Origin of the sequence: Chryseobacterium lacus, assembly GCF_003336205.1 — a bacterium.
Classification (GTDB): domain Bacteria; phylum Bacteroidota; class Bacteroidia; order Flavobacteriales; family Weeksellaceae; genus Chryseobacterium_A; species Chryseobacterium_A lacus.
Genome location: NZ_QPIE01000007.1, coordinates 73,540 through 89,954, shown reverse-complemented (window position 1 = coordinate 89,954; position 16,415 = coordinate 73,540). Strand labels below are relative to the sequence as shown.

At 39.1% G+C, this 16,415-nt stretch carries 14 protein-coding genes and 1 pseudogene; 9 read left to right on the top strand and 6 right to left on the bottom strand.

Translation table 11 applies throughout. The features are described from left to right. The first annotated feature begins 71 nt into the window (after positions 1 to 71). Genes DQ356_RS10000 through DQ356_RS09990 form a run of 3 tightly spaced genes read left to right on the top strand, consistent with a single transcriptional unit; the run spans position 72 to position 4,234 of the window. Positions 72 to 2,816, top strand: a complete 2,745-nt coding sequence (locus DQ356_RS10000) for a heavy metal translocating P-type ATPase (protein WP_114304354.1) — start codon at positions 72 to 74, stop codon at positions 2,814 to 2,816. Positions 2,817 to 2,823: 7 nt separating this feature from the next. Next, positions 2,824 to 3,552, top strand: coding sequence for a DUF72 domain-containing protein (locus DQ356_RS09995; RefSeq protein ID WP_114304353.1), 729 nt, complete (start codon positions 2,824 to 2,826; stop codon positions 3,550 to 3,552). 1 nt (position 3,553) lies between these two features. Next, positions 3,554 to 4,234: an SIR2 family NAD-dependent protein deacylase gene (locus tag DQ356_RS09990; protein WP_114304352.1), complete on the top strand. Its 681-nt coding sequence runs from the start codon at positions 3,554 to 3,556 to the stop codon at positions 4,232 to 4,234. Between the two features lie 3 nt (positions 4,235 to 4,237). On the opposite strand, the gene DQ356_RS09985 is transcribed toward DQ356_RS09990, so the two are convergent. The 4 genes from DQ356_RS09985 to DQ356_RS09970 form a co-directional block, all read right to left on the bottom strand. After that, complete coding sequence (locus tag DQ356_RS09985) at positions 4,238 to 4,882, bottom strand: response regulator transcription factor (RefSeq protein WP_114304351.1); 645 nt, start codon at positions 4,880 to 4,882, stop codon at positions 4,238 to 4,240. Beyond that, positions 4,882 to 5,661, bottom strand: coding sequence for a sensor histidine kinase (locus DQ356_RS09980; protein ID WP_114304350.1), 780 nt, complete (start codon positions 5,659 to 5,661; stop codon positions 4,882 to 4,884). Before DQ356_RS09980 ends, DQ356_RS09985 begins: the two co-directional genes overlap by 1 nt. Then, on the bottom strand, positions 5,651 to 6,244 hold the full coding sequence (locus DQ356_RS09975; RefSeq protein ID WP_147267617.1) for a hypothetical protein: 594 nt from the start codon (positions 6,242 to 6,244) through the stop codon (positions 5,651 to 5,653). Before DQ356_RS09975 ends, DQ356_RS09980 begins: the two co-directional genes overlap by 11 nt. A gap of 65 nt (positions 6,245 to 6,309) precedes the next feature. Further along, positions 6,310 to 6,717 carry a hypothetical protein gene (locus DQ356_RS09970; RefSeq protein WP_114304348.1) on the bottom strand — a complete coding sequence of 136 codons (408 nt, stop codon included), beginning with the start codon at positions 6,715 to 6,717 and terminating at the stop codon, positions 6,310 to 6,312. Positions 6,718 to 6,803: 86 nt separating this feature from the next. Here DQ356_RS09970 and DQ356_RS09965 point away from each other — a divergent pair, with 86 nt between their 5' ends. From DQ356_RS09965 to DQ356_RS09950, 4 genes are all read left to right on the top strand, one after another. Further along, positions 6,804 to 7,463 (top strand): YggS family pyridoxal phosphate-dependent enzyme, encoded by a 660-nt coding sequence (locus tag DQ356_RS09965; RefSeq protein WP_114304347.1) that lies wholly within the window; start codon positions 6,804 to 6,806, stop codon positions 7,461 to 7,463. Between the two features lie 82 nt (positions 7,464 to 7,545). Further along, complete coding sequence (locus tag DQ356_RS09960) at positions 7,546 to 8,730, top strand: sigma-54-dependent transcriptional regulator (RefSeq protein WP_114304346.1); 1,185 nt, start codon at positions 7,546 to 7,548, stop codon at positions 8,728 to 8,730. Between the two features lie 69 nt (positions 8,731 to 8,799). Beyond that, on the top strand, positions 8,800 to 10,161 hold the full coding sequence (locus tag DQ356_RS09955; protein ID WP_114304345.1) for an MATE family efflux transporter: 1,362 nt from the start codon (positions 8,800 to 8,802) through the stop codon (positions 10,159 to 10,161). Between the two features lie 9 nt (positions 10,162 to 10,170). Further along, entirely contained in the window at positions 10,171 to 11,676 is a 1,506-nt protein-coding gene (locus tag DQ356_RS09950) for a bifunctional GNAT family N-acetyltransferase/carbon-nitrogen hydrolase family protein (RefSeq protein WP_114304344.1), read from the top strand. Between the two features lie 38 nt (positions 11,677 to 11,714). On the opposite strand, the gene DQ356_RS09945 is transcribed toward DQ356_RS09950, so the two are convergent. Both DQ356_RS09945 and DQ356_RS09940 read right to left on the bottom strand, forming a co-directional pair. Further along, positions 11,715 to 13,643, bottom strand: coding sequence for an endonuclease (locus DQ356_RS09945; RefSeq protein ID WP_114304343.1), 1,929 nt, complete (start codon positions 13,641 to 13,643; stop codon positions 11,715 to 11,717). 296 nt (positions 13,644 to 13,939) lie between these two features. Then, a pseudogene (locus DQ356_RS09940) lies at positions 13,940 to 14,290 on the bottom strand (aldehyde dehydrogenase family protein); the annotation flags it as partial. A 209-nt stretch (positions 14,291 to 14,499) separates the two neighbouring features. Here DQ356_RS09940 and DQ356_RS09935 point away from each other — a divergent pair. Together DQ356_RS09935 and DQ356_RS09930 are read left to right on the top strand one after the other, a co-directional pair. Then, the gene (locus DQ356_RS09935; RefSeq protein ID WP_114304342.1) at positions 14,500 to 15,195 is read left to right on the top strand and encodes a DUF1003 domain-containing protein; all 696 of its coding nucleotides are present in this window, start codon (positions 14,500 to 14,502) and stop codon (positions 15,193 to 15,195) included. 220 nt (positions 15,196 to 15,415) lie between these two features. Further along, positions 15,416 to 15,955: a hypothetical protein gene (locus DQ356_RS09930; RefSeq protein WP_114304341.1), complete on the top strand. Its 540-nt coding sequence runs from the start codon at positions 15,416 to 15,418 to the stop codon at positions 15,953 to 15,955. Positions 15,956 to 16,415 lie beyond the last annotated feature (460 nt).

The window sequence follows — 16,415 nt, the reverse complement described above, 5'->3', positions numbered from 1 at the left end:
ACTCTTTTCCTTATATTTATAATTCATTACGGTTGAATTTCAGGAAATTCGCTGAATAAAGAAAGGTAAATATGAACAAACGATATAAGGTAATTGGGATGACCTGTACAGGTTGTCAGGAAAAAGTTTTAAAATCCCTGAATGCGCTTACCGGCGTTACTGCGAAGCTGGATAAAGAATATGTAGATATTTCGTCTGAAAATCCGGTTACACTGGACCAACTGAACTCCGCACTTCAATCAGCAGGAAATTATCAGCTTCAGGAAATGAATTCTGAAGAGAAACCGGCCGTTATTCCGCCTCAGCAAAGGGTTTCCCCAAGTTCTGTTTATTATTGTCCGATGGAATGCGAGGGCGAAAAAGTCTATTTTCAGCAAGGCGAGCGTTGTCCGGTTTGTAAAATGTATTTGGTTCCGATAGAGGAAAAAGAAGAATACCAAAATAAAACACAGGCGTTTTCCAAAACGAATCTTCCTGAAAGTTTTCAGCAGAAGTTGGGTAAATTTTATTGCCCTATGTTTTGCGAAGGCGATAAGGTGTACGACAGTGATACAGGTTGTCCAGTCTGTCACATGCATTTGGAAGAAATTACCGAAGACCTTCTGGCTGGAAGCAAAGACAAACAACATCATCTTCATACAACTTCAGAAACACCCGGATTTTCTAAAAACTTTATGGCTGAAAATGCCGGAAAATATTATTGTCCAATGCTTTGCGAAGGCGATAAGGTGTACGACAGCAATGTTGGCTGTCCTGTGTGCGGTATGGATTTGGTAAAAATTCCCGGAAAACCGGGAGCGTCTTCTGAGGACGACACGGTAAAAATTCTCTCCAGAAAATTCTGGGCAGCCACAGCATTCACCATTCCTGTATTTATTCTATCAATGGGCGGCATGTTCATTAATTTTCCTTTTTCTCATCATATTCAGGGAATTATTGAGTTGGTATTGACGCTTCCCGTGTTGTTTTACGCAGGCTGGTTTTTAATGATTCGCGGTTACCGCTCGTTTGTGAGATGGAATCTTAATATGTTCTCCCTTATCGCGTTAGGAGTAGGTGCAGCCTTTATTTTCAGTATCATGGCGTTGTTTTTCCCTGGAATATTTCCTGCAGAAATGATGCAGGAAGATCAACTCCCGTTGTATTTTGAAGCAGTTTGTGTCATCCTTACTTTGGTTATTTTGGGACAGTTTATGGAAGCGAAAGCGCATCAGAGAACCGGAAAAGCCATTGAAGAACTGATGAATTTATCACCCGATGAAGCCAATCTTATCATTAACGGAGAAGAAAAAAAAGTGCCGCTTTCGGAAGTGAAAATCGGAGATATTCTGAGGGTAAAACCGGGAGAAAAAATTCCGGTAGATGGGAAAATTACCGAGGGAAATTCCGCTGTGGATGAAAGCATGATTACAGGCGAACCAATTCCGGTGGAAAAAGAAATCGATGATAAAATAACGTCAGGAACCATCAACGGAAACGGAACTTTTCTCATGATTGCTGAAAAAGTGGGTGATGAAACTTTGCTTTCCAAAATCATTGAAATGGTGAATACTGCAAGCCGAAGCCGTGCTCCTATTCAGAATTTAGCGGATAAAGTTTCCAAAATATTTGTTCCTGCTGTCATTGTTGTCGCTATTCTCACTTTTATTATCTGGTGGATTTTTGGTGGTGAAAACCGGATGATCCTTGCGTTGGTCAATGCTGTGGCAGTATTGATTGTCGCCTGTCCATGCGCATTAGGTCTGGCAACTCCAATGAGTTTGATGGTCGGAATTGGAAAAGGGGCGAAAAACGGAATTCTGATTAAAAATGCCGAAGCTTTGGAACTGATGCATAAAGTAGACGTGCTGATTACCGATAAAACCGGAACGCTGACGGAAGGAAAACCCAGTCTGGAGGAAATAGTAACTCACGATAATGGTGATAAAAGTAAAATCCTGAAACTGGCGGCATCGCTCAATCAGAATTCTGAACATCCGTTATCGAGTGCTGTTTTACAGGAATTTAAAAAATCAGGAATGAACTTTGATAAAACATCCGGTTTTGAAAATATTTCAGGAAAAGGAGTAAAAGCAGACATCAACAGTCAAATTGTTCTTCTTGGAAATGAATCGCTTCTTCAACAGTTTAATATTCAGGTTCCAGAATCGTTAAAAAGCGCAGCAGCGGAAAAGCAAAGTGCCGCCAAAACAGTTTCTTATCTGTCTGAAGGCAATGTCGTTCTGGGATTTCTTGCTTTTTCAGACAAGATAAAATCCAGTTCAAAACGCGCCATCGAATATCTTCAGAAAAATGGGATTGAAATCATCATGATGACGGGTGATAATGAACATACCGCAGAAGCCGTTGCCCGGGAATTGGGAATTGATAAGTTTGAAGCCCAATGTTTGCCTCAGGATAAAATGGAAGCCGTGAAAAAGCTACAGAAAGCTGGGAAAATCGTCGCGATGACGGGTGACGGCATAAATGATGCACCGGCATTGGCACAGTCCGAGGTCGGAATTGCGATGGGAACCGGAAGCGATGTAGCCATAGAAAGTGCTGAAATCACTCTGGTGAAAGGCGATATTTTGGGCGTGGCCAAATCCTGGATTCTAAGCGAAAAACTGCTTAAAAATATCAAACAAAATCTTTTCTTCGCTTTTATCTATAATATTCTGGGAATTCCGGTTGCGGCAGGACTCCTCTATCCTATTTTCGGAATTCTGATGAGCCCGATGATTGCGGCGGCTGCAATGAGTTTCAGTTCTGTTTCGGTGATCCTGAATTCTCTACGGCTGAACAGTGCATCACTGGATGAAAACCTGAAACAGTAAAGAAAAAATGAGCAGCGAGAAAGTATTTATCGGATGTTCGGGATTTTCAGAAAGAAGCTGGAAAGGTTATTTTTATCCTGAAGACCTTCCGTCTAAAGAATATCTGAATTTCTACGCTGAAAAACTGAATGCGGTCGAAATTAATTCTACATTCTACCGACGACCAACGCAGAAAACCCTCGAAAACTGGCGGCGTTCCACTGGAAATGATTTTAAGTTCTTTACTAAGATTCCCAAAACGGTAACGCACATCAAAAGACTGAACGTCACTTCGCAAGAAACCACAGACTTTTGCCATCATATTGCACAAGGCCTGGAAGAAAAACTGGGTGGTTTTCTTTTTCAGCTTCCGCCGTCGTTTCAATATACTGAGGAAAATATGCAGAAAGTTCTAGAGAGCGTGGATCCGAATTATTTAAACGTTGTGGAATTCCGACATACAAGCTGGTGGAACAATGAAGTATATCATCAAATGAAAAACGAAGGAGTGGTTTTTTCAGGCGTTTCGATTCCGAAAGAGATTCCCGATGAGGTCATCATAAATCATGATAAGTTTTTGTATTACCGTCTTCACGGTGTTCCGCAAATGTTCAAATCAGAATACAGTGACAGTGAATTAGAAAAGCTTTCGGAAAAAATCAACTCTTTTAAAGGAACATCTTTCATTTTCTTTAATAATACTTTTGGAATTTCCGGAATTAAAAACGCCTTAACTTTGAAGAAATTATCAGAATAATATGGACAGGAAAAAGCTTGTGGTACTTTCAGGAGCGGGAATTTCCGCAGAAAGTGGCATCAAAACGTTCAGAGACAGTAATGGCCTTTGGGAAAATCATAAAGTAGAAGAAGTGGCGAGCCCGGAAGGTTTCCGGAAAAATCCAAAGTTGGTGCTGGATTTTTATAATGCACGACGAAGACAATTGAAGGAAGTCCATCCTAACGAAGCGCATCTTATTCTCGCAGAACTTCAGGAGTTTTTTGATGTTCATATTATTACCCAAAATGTGGATGATTTGCATGAAAGAGCAGGTTCACGGAAGGTCCTTCATCTTCATGGCGAACTTCTGAAAGCCAGGCCGATAGATTCTGACGAAGTAATTCCTTGGGAAAAGGACCTGAATTTTGGTGATCTTCATGAAAACGGCAGCCAACTTCGTCCTCATATTGTGTGGTTCGGCGAAATGGTTCCCGCTATGGAAGAAGCTGCAGATATTGTTGAAGAAGCGGATATTTTTCTGGTTATCGGAACTTCTATGCAGGTGTATCCAGCGGCCGGACTTATTCACTCAACCCCGGACCATTGTGAAATTTTCATTATTGATCCGCATCTTCCCAATGATTTTACGCGTTCGGAAAACTGTTTTCAATGTGGCGCATCGGAAGGAATGAAAAGATTGAAAAATAAACTTCTCGCGTAAGATTTAAACCATCTGATTCTTCAGTGCGAACATGGCGATTCCTATTCTGCTTTTTACGCCCAGTTTGATAAAAAGTGAATCCCGATACCCGTCAACAGTTTTTGGACTTACGAGCATCCTATCAGCGATTTCTTTATATGTCAATTCGGTACAGCATAGTTTGAGGAGTTGTATTTCTTTGTCTTTTAAATCGGCAAGAATAGCCTGAATCGAATCTTCTTCCATTTTCGCTTTTGCGAGGTTCTGGTGCAGAAAATCCGGATCGAAAGTTCCTGATGTATGAACTTCTTCAATGGCTTTAAACAAAATTTCCGGTGACATATCTTTCAGCAGATACCCTACAGCTCCTGCTTTGATCATTTTGATAATAGTATGTTCACTGTCGTCTACGCTCAGTGCCAATATTTTGATTCCAGGATATTTTTCTGTTGCTGCTTTTGTTGTTTCAATACCGTTCCGAAAAGGCATATTAATATCCATCAGAACCACATCGGGTCGGAAAGTGCTTATTTCCATTTGTTCCAAAAACTCATCGCCGTTTCCGCAATTACACACTACTGAAAACTGCGGCTGGTTCGTCAACATTTCCTCAATAGCTTTTGAAACCAGCTGATGATCATCTACAATCGCAATTTTTATTTTCTTCATCAGGCTCTTTTTGCAGTATATTGTATTATTATTTCAGTACCATTATTTTTTTCAGAAAGGATTTTAAAATCTGCATTGATCATTTCTGCCCTTTTCTTCATACTTCGTATTCCAACACCGTCGTATTCGAGTTTCTGCACCATTCCAATACCGTCATCTTTAATGGCAATATACAAAATTTCCGGACTGCTATTCACGGAAATGCTGATGCTTTTAGCTTTCGAATGTTTTAAAGCATTATTAAGGCATTCCTGCAAAATACGGAACAGGATTACGGCATGTTTGGAATCCATTTCAACACAACAAACATTGGTCTGTAGCTCCACTTTTACAAAACCTAATTTTTTTATTCTCTTCACTTCCCTTTCCAGGGAATCCAGCAATCCAAAATGCGCGACTTGATCCGTAATAAACATTTTGGAAAGATTCCGAATATCATTGATGCATTCTCCAATCAGAAGGTTCATTTCTTTGGCGATATCTGTACTTTGTGGTTGTTCCGCAGTGAAGAATTTGTTATTCATCATTTTCGCTACAGAAAGTTTTTGCCCAAGATCATCATGAAGTTCCCGCCCGATATAACTGAGTGTCTGTTCTTTAATTTCCACCTGTGACAAGGCAAGTTCCTGTTCAAATTTCAGTTCTTTTTCCCTTTCTTTCAGCAACAGATCGGTTCTTTTTCTAAGAAATGTAGAATAAAGCAATGCCATGATGACCACCATGGTTAAAATAATAATGGTAGAAAAAACCATCAGCAATTCCATTCCTTCAAATTTCATACGCCGTATTTATTTTCTTGGCATAAAATGTTCCCGCAATCAGTAAAATATATCCAATCCAGTTCACGACCAGCATTAAAATTTGAAAAACATAAGCCTCTGACGGTTGTGTCACCATTTTACCAAAAAAAAGAAGCGGAATAAGACCTGTATAAATCAGCACCAGACTAAGGGCCACATAAAAGGGATAATATGAGCGAAGCCTCAGGACATGTTCAGAGTTTAAGGTGTCAATCATAAAAACAGCTACGGAAACCAATAACAAAAAAATGCCGGTGAAATTGGTAGTTTCGGAAAATACCGTGATGAAATCTTTGGTTATAAATGCGGAAACAATGAAATTGATGACGTGAACAACACATATTCCCAGCTGTAATTTCTTTAGATTTTGATTTTCAGTAAGCTTGAAAAAATAAAAAAGGAAAAGAAAGTACGTTATCCCAATAATGCTAATATTATAAAGAATGGTTGGATTTTTATCAAGATATTGCCTACAAATAAGAGCGGAAGTTTCTGTAAAAAAAATAGTGAAAATCGCCATGGTAAAAAACTCAATGTGCTTTCCCAGTATTTTTTTCTTCAAAACCAACCGGCAGAACAGTATAAGATACAAGCCCAATAAAGTGAATATAAAAAACGATCGCAGGGTCATGATGATTTTAAATGAGGTGGATATAAAACGCCAAAATTCAGAGCATCAATGCCGTTTACAGGAATGTCATCTCCCGCTTGTTCGTCGGGAAAAAACTGATCTGCTCGGAGGAATACTGTTTGGTAGCCGTGATATTCAGGATTGAGCCTGTCATCAAAATTATCTGTTGGATATTGTCCCATACAGATTTTAATCTTTACATTTTCAATTCCCATTGCTTCGGTTTCCGAACGCACATAATCCAGATACTGCTGAAGAACAGTGAGGTCAAATCCATATTGGAAAGATTCCGGGAGCCCTTCTTCACGGTGAAAGTTGATAAAAAGATGATTTTTTTTCTGATACGTTTCAGAGAGGGTTTCCTGAGCTGCCGCATTCAGCAGATGATTCTCGAGTGTTTTCATGATAAATGTTAGTTTAAATTTATTAATTATCTCACAAATTTAACATATATTTGGATGTTAAAATCAGGAACTACCTAATTTCTTTTATGAAATCTGAAATTCTTTTAGAAAATTACAAAAAAATTCTTTCTCAGTTGCCAGAAAATGTTGAACTCGTTGCAGTTTCTAAAAATCATTCTGTTGAAAAAATAAAAATCCTCTATGAAGCCGGACATCGGATATTCGGAGAAAACAAAGTACAGGAACTCACCGCAAAGCAACCTTTGCTTCCCGAGGATATTCAGTGGCATCTCATTGGGCATCTTCAAACCAATAAAGTAAAATATATTGCAGAGTTTGTAGATACAGTTCAAAGTGTTGACAGTGAGAAAATTCTGCATGAAATAAACCGACAGGCTGAAAGACACTCGCGAAATGTTAAAGTTCTTCTTCAGGTAAAAATTGCAGAAGAGGACACTAAATATGGATTAGAAATTTCTGAATGCAAGGAACTCTTCCTGAAATGGAAACAGCAACAATTTCCAAATGTTACCATCACAGGACTCATGGGAATGGCCACTTTTACCGAAGATGAAAACCAAATTAAAAGAGAATTCACCGTCTTGAAAACTCTTTATGACCAGCTTTCAGCACAACATCCGCTCAGCACACTTTCCATGGGAATGAGTGGTGATTTTGAGTTGGCAATCGCTTGTGGAGCCAATTCAGTAAGAATCGGATCTTCCATTTTTGGTGACAGAGAATAACAAATTAGTACCGGAGCAAAAGTAGGAATGATTATTGCTGCTGGTGAGGCAGTCTATTCAACATAATAAAAAATCAGTTAACATGCAAAAAATCCTCATTGTAGAAGATGAAAAAGCGATTTCGGGAGTTCTGCAAAGTATTCTTTCGGATGAAATAAAAGACTATGAATTTATCATTGCAGAAGATGGCCTGGAAGGATATAAAAATATCGAAAAAGAAGATTTTGCACTCGTGATTTCAGATATAAAAATGCCCAAACTTTCCGGAACTGAACTTTTGAAACAAGCATTACAACTGAAACCTGACACTACTTTTGTCATGATCTCCGGACATGCGGATATCGATATGGCCGTAGATTGCCTGAAAGAAGGTGCTTACGATTTTATTTCAAAACCAATTGACATCAACCGACTGATTACCAGTGTTAAAAATGCTTTGAACAAAGAAAAATTAGCCTCGGAAAACAAACACCTTCAGACAGAAAATAAAACGCTCAAGAAAAAAGTCAATAAAAAATACCAAATGGTGGGTGAAAGCCCTGCTTTGAAAAAAATTCAGGACATGATCGATAAAGTGGCAAGTTCTGATGCAAGGGTTTTAATTACTGGACCGAACGGTGCCGGAAAAGAATTGGTAGCCCATGCAATACACGCGCAAAGTGACCGGAGCAAAGGCCCGATGATTGAGGTAAACTGCGCTGCAATTCCTTCAGAATTAATTGAGAGTGAACTGTTTGGACACGTGAAAGGATCTTTCACCGGAGCTATAAAAGACAAACAGGGAAAATTTGAATTGGCGAACAACGGTACTATTTTTCTGGACGAAATCGGGGATATGAGCCTTGTCGCACAGGCAAAAGTACTTCGCGCATTACAAGAAAGCAAGGTTTCACCCGTGGGGAGCGATAAAGAAATAAAAGTGGATGTGAGAGTTTTAGCCGCCACCAACAAGAACATGCAGGCTGAAATAGAAGCCGGACGCTTTCGGGAAGACCTCTATCACAGACTTTCCGTTATTGAAATATACGTTCCGCCTTTGGAGGAAAGAAAAGAGGACATTCAAATGCTGGTGGAACATTTTGCTAAAATTATTGCAGACGAACAAGGAAATGCGACCAAGGTATTTGATCCTGAAGCCATTAAAAGCTTGCAAAATTTCAACTGGACAGGAAACATCCGGGAACTCAGGAATATTGTGGAACGGCTCATCATCTTAGGAGGAAACCCAGTTTCGGCAGAAGATGTAGCCGCGTTTGTCAGAAAATAAGTTTACACAATAACTCATATCATAAAGAAGTTTGCAGTATTTTTGCTGCAAACTTTTTTGTTTAAATTCATGAGTTTTCTGCATAAAAAATATACCCAAGAAACCCTTGTTCTGGCGGTTCCGGTAATGCTGACCCAATTGGGCCAGGTTTCAGTACAACTTTTTGATAACATCATTGTCGGAAATTTATTAGGAGCGAATGCACTAGCAGCCGTTTCTTTGGGAAATGCACTGTTTATCTCAGTTTTTATATTCGGATTGGGCATTTCGTTTGCTATTCCGCCTTTGGTTTCTCAGGCCCATTCGAGGATGAAACACCACCGTATCATGTCGGTTTTCCAGCATGGACTGGTGCTGAATATGGTTGTTGGATTCCTCCTCATGCTTTTGCTATTAGGATTTATTCCTCTTCTTGAACATCTCAATCAGCCACCGGAAATCATTCCTGATACTCAGGATTTTATCATGATAATGGCGTTCAGTATTCTTCCCTTTATGGCTTTTCAGACTTTGCGTGAAGTTTCTGAAGGTTTGGGATATACCATTGGTGTTACCAAAGCGACAATCATCGCCAATGTTATTAATATTGCACTTAATTATGTTTTCATTAAAGGAATGTTCGGTTTTCCAGAAATGGGTGTGAAAGGTTCTGCATTAGCTACGCTGATTGCGAGAATTTTCATGTTGGTTTTTCTGTATGCTGTAATGGTAAATCACGAAAAAACAAAAAGATACGTGAGAAATTTCACCCTCAAAGTGAATGATCTTCGCAAAGAAATGTTCGCTAAGATGTTGAAAATTGGCCTTCCAACTGCACTACAAATGTTCTTTGAAATAACAGCTTTTGCTGGTGCAGCTTTCATCTGCGGACTGGTTTCCGCGAAGGATATTGCGTCGCATCAGATCGCTCTCAGCATGGCGTCTTTCACTTTTAATCTTTGTATCGGCTTCAGTGTGGCATCTACTGTGATGATTGGCAGAAAATTCGGACAACAAGACTTTCAGGAACTCCGCAAAATTGGCATCAATAACCTGAAAATCACTTTTGTTTATATGGGAATCTGCGGTATTTTCTTTATTGCCGCGCGGGAAATTTTACCCACTTTTTTCACAAAAAAAGAAGATGTAGAAGTAATTGCACTGGCTTCCAAACTCCTCATTATCGCAGCGCTCTTCCAGCTGTCTGACGGAATTCAAGTAACCGCATTAGGAATTCTAAGAGGAATTCAGGATGTGAAAATTCCGAGTTATTTAACGTTTTTTTCCTATTGGATTATTGCCATTCCTTTGGGTTACTTTTTGTGTGTTACATTAAAAATGGGCGCTTTCGGAATGTGGATTGCATTAGGTCTCGGGTTGACCGTTTCAGCACTGCTTCTCGTTTCAAGGGTTTTAAAACTGACCAAAAACAGGATCGTTCATTCAAAATAATAAATCATTATGCAAGTTGATATCAGAAGACTGACCTTAGATGACTATCAGAATTTAATAGAAGTCATGAAAAAATCATATCCCGAAATGCGGGACGATGTTTGGGACAAAAGGAATATTCAGAAACTGACTTCCATATTTCCGGACGGGCAAATCTGTGTCACTGTGGATGGTAAAGTGGCGGCCGCGTCTTTGGCCATTATCGTTCAGTATGAATTGTATGGTGATGATCATACGTATGCAGAAATTACCGGAAACGGCAGTTTCAATACGCATTATAATTCTGGAAATGTTCTTTATGGAATCGAAATGTTCGTAGATCCTGAATTCCGTTCTTTGCGTCTTGGAAGAAGATTGTATGATGCACGGAAAGAACTCTGCGAACAGTTGAACCTGAAAGCCATCGTTATCGGAGGAAGAATTCCGAATTATCATGAATACATGCATGAGCTCACTCCGCGACAGTATATTCAAAAAGTGAGAAAAAAAGAAATTTACGATCCGGTTCTTACTTTTCAGCTTTCCAACAGCTTTCAGCCGATCAGAATTTTAAAAAATTATCTTCCCGGCGATACTTCTTCCCAAGAAAACGCAGTTCTGTTGGAATGGAGCAATATCTACTACAGCGCTAGGCCCAACACGATGCAGGACACCGTAGTAAGGCTCGGGTTGGTACAATGGCAAATGCGGCATTTCAAAAGTCTGGATGAGTTTTTTGAACAGGTGGAGTTTTTTGTGGATGTAATGTCGGATTACAAATCCGATTTTGTGATGTTTCCGGAACTTTTCAATACGCCTTTATTGGCACCATATAATCACCTTTCGGAAAGGGAAAGTATGCTTGAATTAGCCAAACTGACAGAAAAAATAAAACAGAAAATCTCCGAATTTGCCATCAGTTACAATGTGAATATTATTTCAGGAAGTATGCCTCTGGAAGAAGACGGAGAACTGTACAATATCAGCTATTTGCTTCACAGAGATGGAAAAACCGATGAATACCGAAAAATCCATATTACGCCCAACGAAAAAAAACACTACGGAATGAAAGGCGGAAGCGAAATAAAGGTGTTCGATACCGACTGCGGAAAAGTGGGCCTTGTGATATGTTATGATGTAGAATTTCCGGAATTGCCAAGAATTTTGGCGGATGAAGGAATGAAAATCCTTTTTGTACCTTATCTTACGGATACTCAAAACGCTTATATGAGAGTACGCAATTGTGCCGCAGCAAGAGCGATTGAAAATGAATGCTATGTCGCTATCGCAGGTTGTGTAGGCAATTTGCCGGGTGTTAATAATATGGATATCCAATACGGACAGGCAGCAGTTTTCACCCCTTCAGATTTTGCATTTCCTTCCAATGCCATCAAAGGAGAAGCGACTCCCAATACAGAAATGACCCTGATTGTAGATGTAGATCTTAATCTGCTGAAAGAACTTCACCACAACGGCGATGTTCAGATTATGAACGACCGCCGGAAGGATCTTTATTATATTGGACTCAACAAATAAAACAAACGGTCTCAGGAAATCCTAAGACCGTTTTATTTTTATTTTTTGATGAATTTATGTGATTCTTTATCTGTTTTCAACATATACACTCCGGGTTGAAGATGCTCAACATCTATAGAATTTGAATGTTTGAAAGGCTGTTTTTTATGCAGTACTACCCTGCCGTTCATGTCGATAATTGTCGCTTCCGAAATGGTATGTAACCGATTTCCTTTGAGATAAAGAAAATGCTGGACAGGATTGGGATAAACCGAAGAAGTTTTAGAATGGATTTCCGCAGTTTCTGTCGCTGCTAAACTTCCTAAATTCTGACAATAATTGCTCGGATGTTGTTGCCATTCTGCAAAATCAAAAATATCTGTGGGATTATTTATGGTGTTCAGCCGGTACAGTGACATATTTCCGGTGCTGTTCACGCTTCCTTTTGTACCAATAGCATCCACGGTTCCGAAACCCTGATATGCCAATTCTATATACTGACTTCCCGTGAACGTAAGCGGCGTGGAAGCCGTCACGAATTTTGCCTGCTCATTTGTATAACAGGTGAAATTTGAATTGGGATTGAGAATGACGAAAACTTCACCGTGCGCCACAGTTCCTTCCAGTTGAAACCGGTCTGAAAAATAATAACTTCCTGTGGAAGAATTCTGAAATTGAATATTCAGATTGTAGTTGTTCAGATTCACTTCGTGGCCGGTGTTATTGGTAATTTCAATCGCTTTGTTATTTCCACTTCCTTCCAGATATTTGGTAATCATGAGATCTTTGGCATACTGATCTGAAGCCGCTGTCGTAACCGTAACTGTATTGCTTTCAGGTGATTCCAGATAACCTTTATCAAAAGATTTTATTGTAAAAGTGTAGGTGGAAGAAGGCGAAAGCCGGTCAATAGAAATGTTCGTTTTTTTGGTGGTAGCAATCGGTGTGGAAGCTCCATTCATATAAATCCGATATCCTAAAATGTCAGTATCCGCACTTGGTGTCCAACTCAAATTTACAAAATGGGCGTTCTGTTGTGTAGAAACAAGGCTGGAAGGTGCTGCCGGAGCAATTCCGTCTGGAGTTTCGGACCAAATAAGATTGACCCAATTCGGATGATCCACAAAAGGATTTCTGTTTTTCTGAATACTGAATACGGCGTTATTACGGTCTATTTCCCGCTGTGAAACCGGATCTAGAATATGCCATTGTTTCAGCATTTCAAGGTAAGCCGGATCGAAAGCGCGTTCTTCAGTTCCATCCAACGGCGATTGGTCGTTGGTTGGTGTAATCGTTCCGCTACCCAGCAGATGATTGAAAGAACTTAATTTCCCTTCGTAACGTACTGCAAAATATAATAAAGCTCTGGCCACATCTCCTTTAAATTCATCGATCGGTTCATATACCCTTCCTGTGTAGGCATAATTCGGAATCGCGCTATTTCCAATTTTGGAAGTATTGGTGAAACTCCAGTACGTGGTCGTTCCAGCAATTCCGTAAGGATAATTGCTCCTCAGCTGATTGATTCTCGCATCCACAGGAATCACAAAAAACAAATCGGAATACATGGGATAATTGCTGATGCTTCCTGTACTGAAAGTACTTTGCGGAATCATGTGTTCCCTGTTGTAGCCCAATCCTTCGCTGGATCCACTCCCGATCATTTGGCCGGTGTGGTATTCGTAAGCATCCGGACCGGTCGGAATTTCAGAGTAAATATCCAGCATGATATACTCCATCGTATTGGTGGTAGTATTAAAAAAAGGATTGGTAGCCGGTGTGTGGTCATAATACACATCCAGATCGGTCTGTTTATAATAATTCTGAAGATCGCCGTAATGCCAGTTGTAATTTCGTGAAATAATTTCCTGAACCTTTGTTTTCAAGGCATATCCGCTCAGGTTTTCGGTTCCGGAATAATACCCGGCCGGAGCCTGTGCAGAAAACAACGCAGGCAACAAATAAATAAAATAAAACAGTTTTTTCATCTTTGCTTTTAGAGCTACAAAATTACTCATTTTTAAATGAACCGTTTCGGAGGGAAGATGAATATTTTGTTATGTTTGGAAACAATATTAGCTGAAACTTGACAAAAGAGAATGCGCATTTAGTATGTTTAAATTTCTTAATATTTTGTCAGATATATGTTGTCATTTCGTATTTGAAATCAAAATCAGTTAGAATTGGTTTAGATCAAATGATTTGTGTTGAGTTGCAACCAAAAATAAAGGACAACTTCCGTCACCCCTTATTTTGTTTATTTGTTCAAAAGTTCTGATTTAATTTAAAAGAAACCTTGCTTATTTTTATCGAAAGAGATTAAAATATTCTTCAACTGACGGTAATGATCCAGCATCATCTTGTGATTTTACCGGCCAAAACCTGACTGTTTGTAACCGCTAAACGGTGCATGCTCACGATACGTATGATACTGATTCACCCACACTCGGCCAGCTTGAATTGCGCGCGGAACCTGGTACATTTCATGTGCATCACTCGTCCAAAATCCGGCTCCTAAACCGTAAATCGTATCGTTTGCAATTTTAATCGCTTCTTCAGTATCTTTGAAAGTCGTGAGCGAAACAACAGACCCGAAAATTTCCTCCTGGAAAACGCGCATACTGTTTTCGCCTTGCTGACCTTAAAAATGATTAAGGAAAACTACAACTGGCTTGTTGGCGGTTGTGGAATTGTCAATATTCCCAATGAAAAACGCATGGCGAGATAGAAAAAACACCCAACTTTCAAAATGAATACATATGTTTTTATTGTTTTTTTTTCACTAACAGAAATTACCAATTTTGAGCTCGCAATAGGTATAGGTTATCCTAAAAGACATTTAGAATGAAAATAAGTCACATCAGCAAAAAAGAAATTCCTAAGGGTGAAGAAGTTAAAGGTTTCGACATCAGAGAAGGAATTTACAACTTAATAAAATCCGAATTTCCTGCCTTCAACCAGAACGATTTTATAACCATTGACGAACTGAATCAATACAGAAGGCATTACCTGACTTCTCTGATTATTCAGGAGAAAGGAGAAGTGGCCATGATTGACAGAAATGTGATGGAGGCTATTAAAAATAATTCCATCCTTTCAGAAAATATTCAAGACGAAATAGAAGCTGAACTGACTTTTGGACAAAAACTTGCCGATCGGGTTGCTGCATTTGGCGGTAGCTGGACTTTTATCGTTGCTTTTTTTACGTTCATTTTATTGTGGATGGGGGTTAATATTTGGTTTTTAACAACACAGCCTTTTGATCCATTTCCTTTTATTTTGCTCAATCTTATTCTCTCCTGTTTGGCGGCCATTCAAGCTCCTATTATTATGATGAGCCAAAACAGACAGGAACAAAAAGACCGGCAGCGAGCCGAACACGATTATAAAATTAATTTAAAAGCCGAACTTGAAATTAAGTTGCTGAGCGAAAAAATAGACCATCTTTTAGTCCACCAAAATAAAAATCTTTTAGAGATTCAAGAAGTTCAAACCGACTATCTTGAAGATTTAATGAAGGAAAGGAAAAAGAAAGGTTAATAAACCCAGGTTCTTTTAGAAAAAAGACCAAAATATCCATTAATTTTTTGATTTATGGCCTGCATTATATTGAACCATCTCCCTGAGATTTCACATTTCCAATCTTCAGCTTTTTTCCAATATTATTATGTTAAACAATGTTAATGCCTGTTTATCTGGCATCTTAATTGAATTTTAATGTCACAGAAAATCACAATTATTAACATTAAATTTTATTATTATGGAAAGTCAAACGTACAAACCACCATTTAGAAGCGATTATGTTTCAAGAGTATTTAAAAACAGAGATGAAGCCGAAAGAGCTTATCAGGATTTACATTCCAAAGGTTACACCACAGATGATGTCAACCTTTTGATGACCGACAAAACCCGCGATACTCATTTTACCAACACCGATCGCGATACAGATTTGGGCAATAAAGTTGCTGAAAATGCCGGAACAGGTTCTCTAATCGGAGGTGGAATAGGTGCTGTGATAGGTGCTGTAGCTGCTATCGGAACCAATGTATTACTTCCAGGATTAGGTCTGGTAGTTGCAGGACCCCTTGCCGCCGGACTCGCCGGTGCTGGTGCTGGTGCTGCAACAGGCGGATTGGTAGGCGCGCTTACTGGAACAGGAGTTCCTGAGGATGAAGCGAAAAGATATGAAGATGAAATCAAAGAAGGTGGAATTTATATGGGATACAGACCACGAAACGAAGAAGATGCAAGGTATACATATGACAGATGGTATAACGACGATACCGAAGCTAGATTATAAAATCTGCACAATCATTAAAATCCGTCCAGAAATGGGCGGATCTTTTGTTTAGTAACCGAAAAAGTATAAAACGCTACCTTTGACAAAATTCCTTCAATTAAAAAAGGGTGAATTTTGAGCAGCTTATGTTTATTCCCAGTTAAAAGTATAAGTAAATGGAGGAATTCCGCTTTGGTTTACAACGGCCGTGATCGGATAATTGTATGCGTAATTGAGATATAAAAAATATAAAAAATATCAAAAACCTCCAATATCTGATCACTCTTTCATAACCGAAGAAAATTATCATTTTATTCGCTGCACAACATCATCCTTATCACTCTTTCATAAAAGTGAAGAGGTTATAAGATTATGGCTTGATTTTTGCGAAAACTGACGCATAAAAGGTTTCAGCTGATGCTGTTTTCAACATTAAACTTAGACCACAAATTAGAAAATAAGCATTTTTTTTTGTAATTTT

Coding starts and splice junctions, on each gene's coding strand:
- DQ356_RS09985 (WP_114304351.1), bottom strand. CDS start 4,882: ATGAAGAAAATAAAAATTGCGATTGTAGATGATCATCAGCTGGTTTCA.
- DQ356_RS09965 (WP_114304347.1), top strand. CDS start 6,804: ATGAAATCTGAAATTCTTTTAGAAAATTACAAAAAAATTCTTTCTCAG.
- DQ356_RS09970 (WP_114304348.1), bottom strand. CDS start 6,717: ATGAAAACACTCGAGAATCATCTGCTGAATGCGGCAGCTCAGGAAACC.
- DQ356_RS09995 (WP_114304353.1), top strand. CDS start 2,824: ATGAGCAGCGAGAAAGTATTTATCGGATGTTCGGGATTTTCAGAAAGA.
- DQ356_RS09955 (WP_114304345.1), top strand. CDS start 8,800: ATGAGTTTTCTGCATAAAAAATATACCCAAGAAACCCTTGTTCTGGCG.
- DQ356_RS09930 (WP_114304341.1), top strand. CDS start 15,416: ATGGAAAGTCAAACGTACAAACCACCATTTAGAAGCGATTATGTTTCA.
- DQ356_RS09960 (WP_114304346.1), top strand. CDS start 7,546: ATGCAAAAAATCCTCATTGTAGAAGATGAAAAAGCGATTTCGGGAGTT.
- DQ356_RS09980 (WP_114304350.1), bottom strand. CDS start 5,661: ATGAAATTTGAAGGAATGGAATTGCTGATGGTTTTTTCTACCATTATT.
- DQ356_RS09950 (WP_114304344.1), top strand. CDS start 10,171: ATGCAAGTTGATATCAGAAGACTGACCTTAGATGACTATCAGAATTTA.
- DQ356_RS09935 (WP_114304342.1), top strand. CDS start 14,500: ATGAAAATAAGTCACATCAGCAAAAAAGAAATTCCTAAGGGTGAAGAA.
- DQ356_RS09990 (WP_114304352.1), top strand. CDS start 3,554: ATGGACAGGAAAAAGCTTGTGGTACTTTCAGGAGCGGGAATTTCCGCA.
- DQ356_RS10000 (WP_114304354.1), top strand. CDS start 72: ATGAACAAACGATATAAGGTAATTGGGATGACCTGTACAGGTTGTCAG.
- DQ356_RS09945 (WP_114304343.1), bottom strand. CDS start 13,643: ATGAAAAAACTGTTTTATTTTATTTATTTGTTGCCTGCGTTGTTTTCT.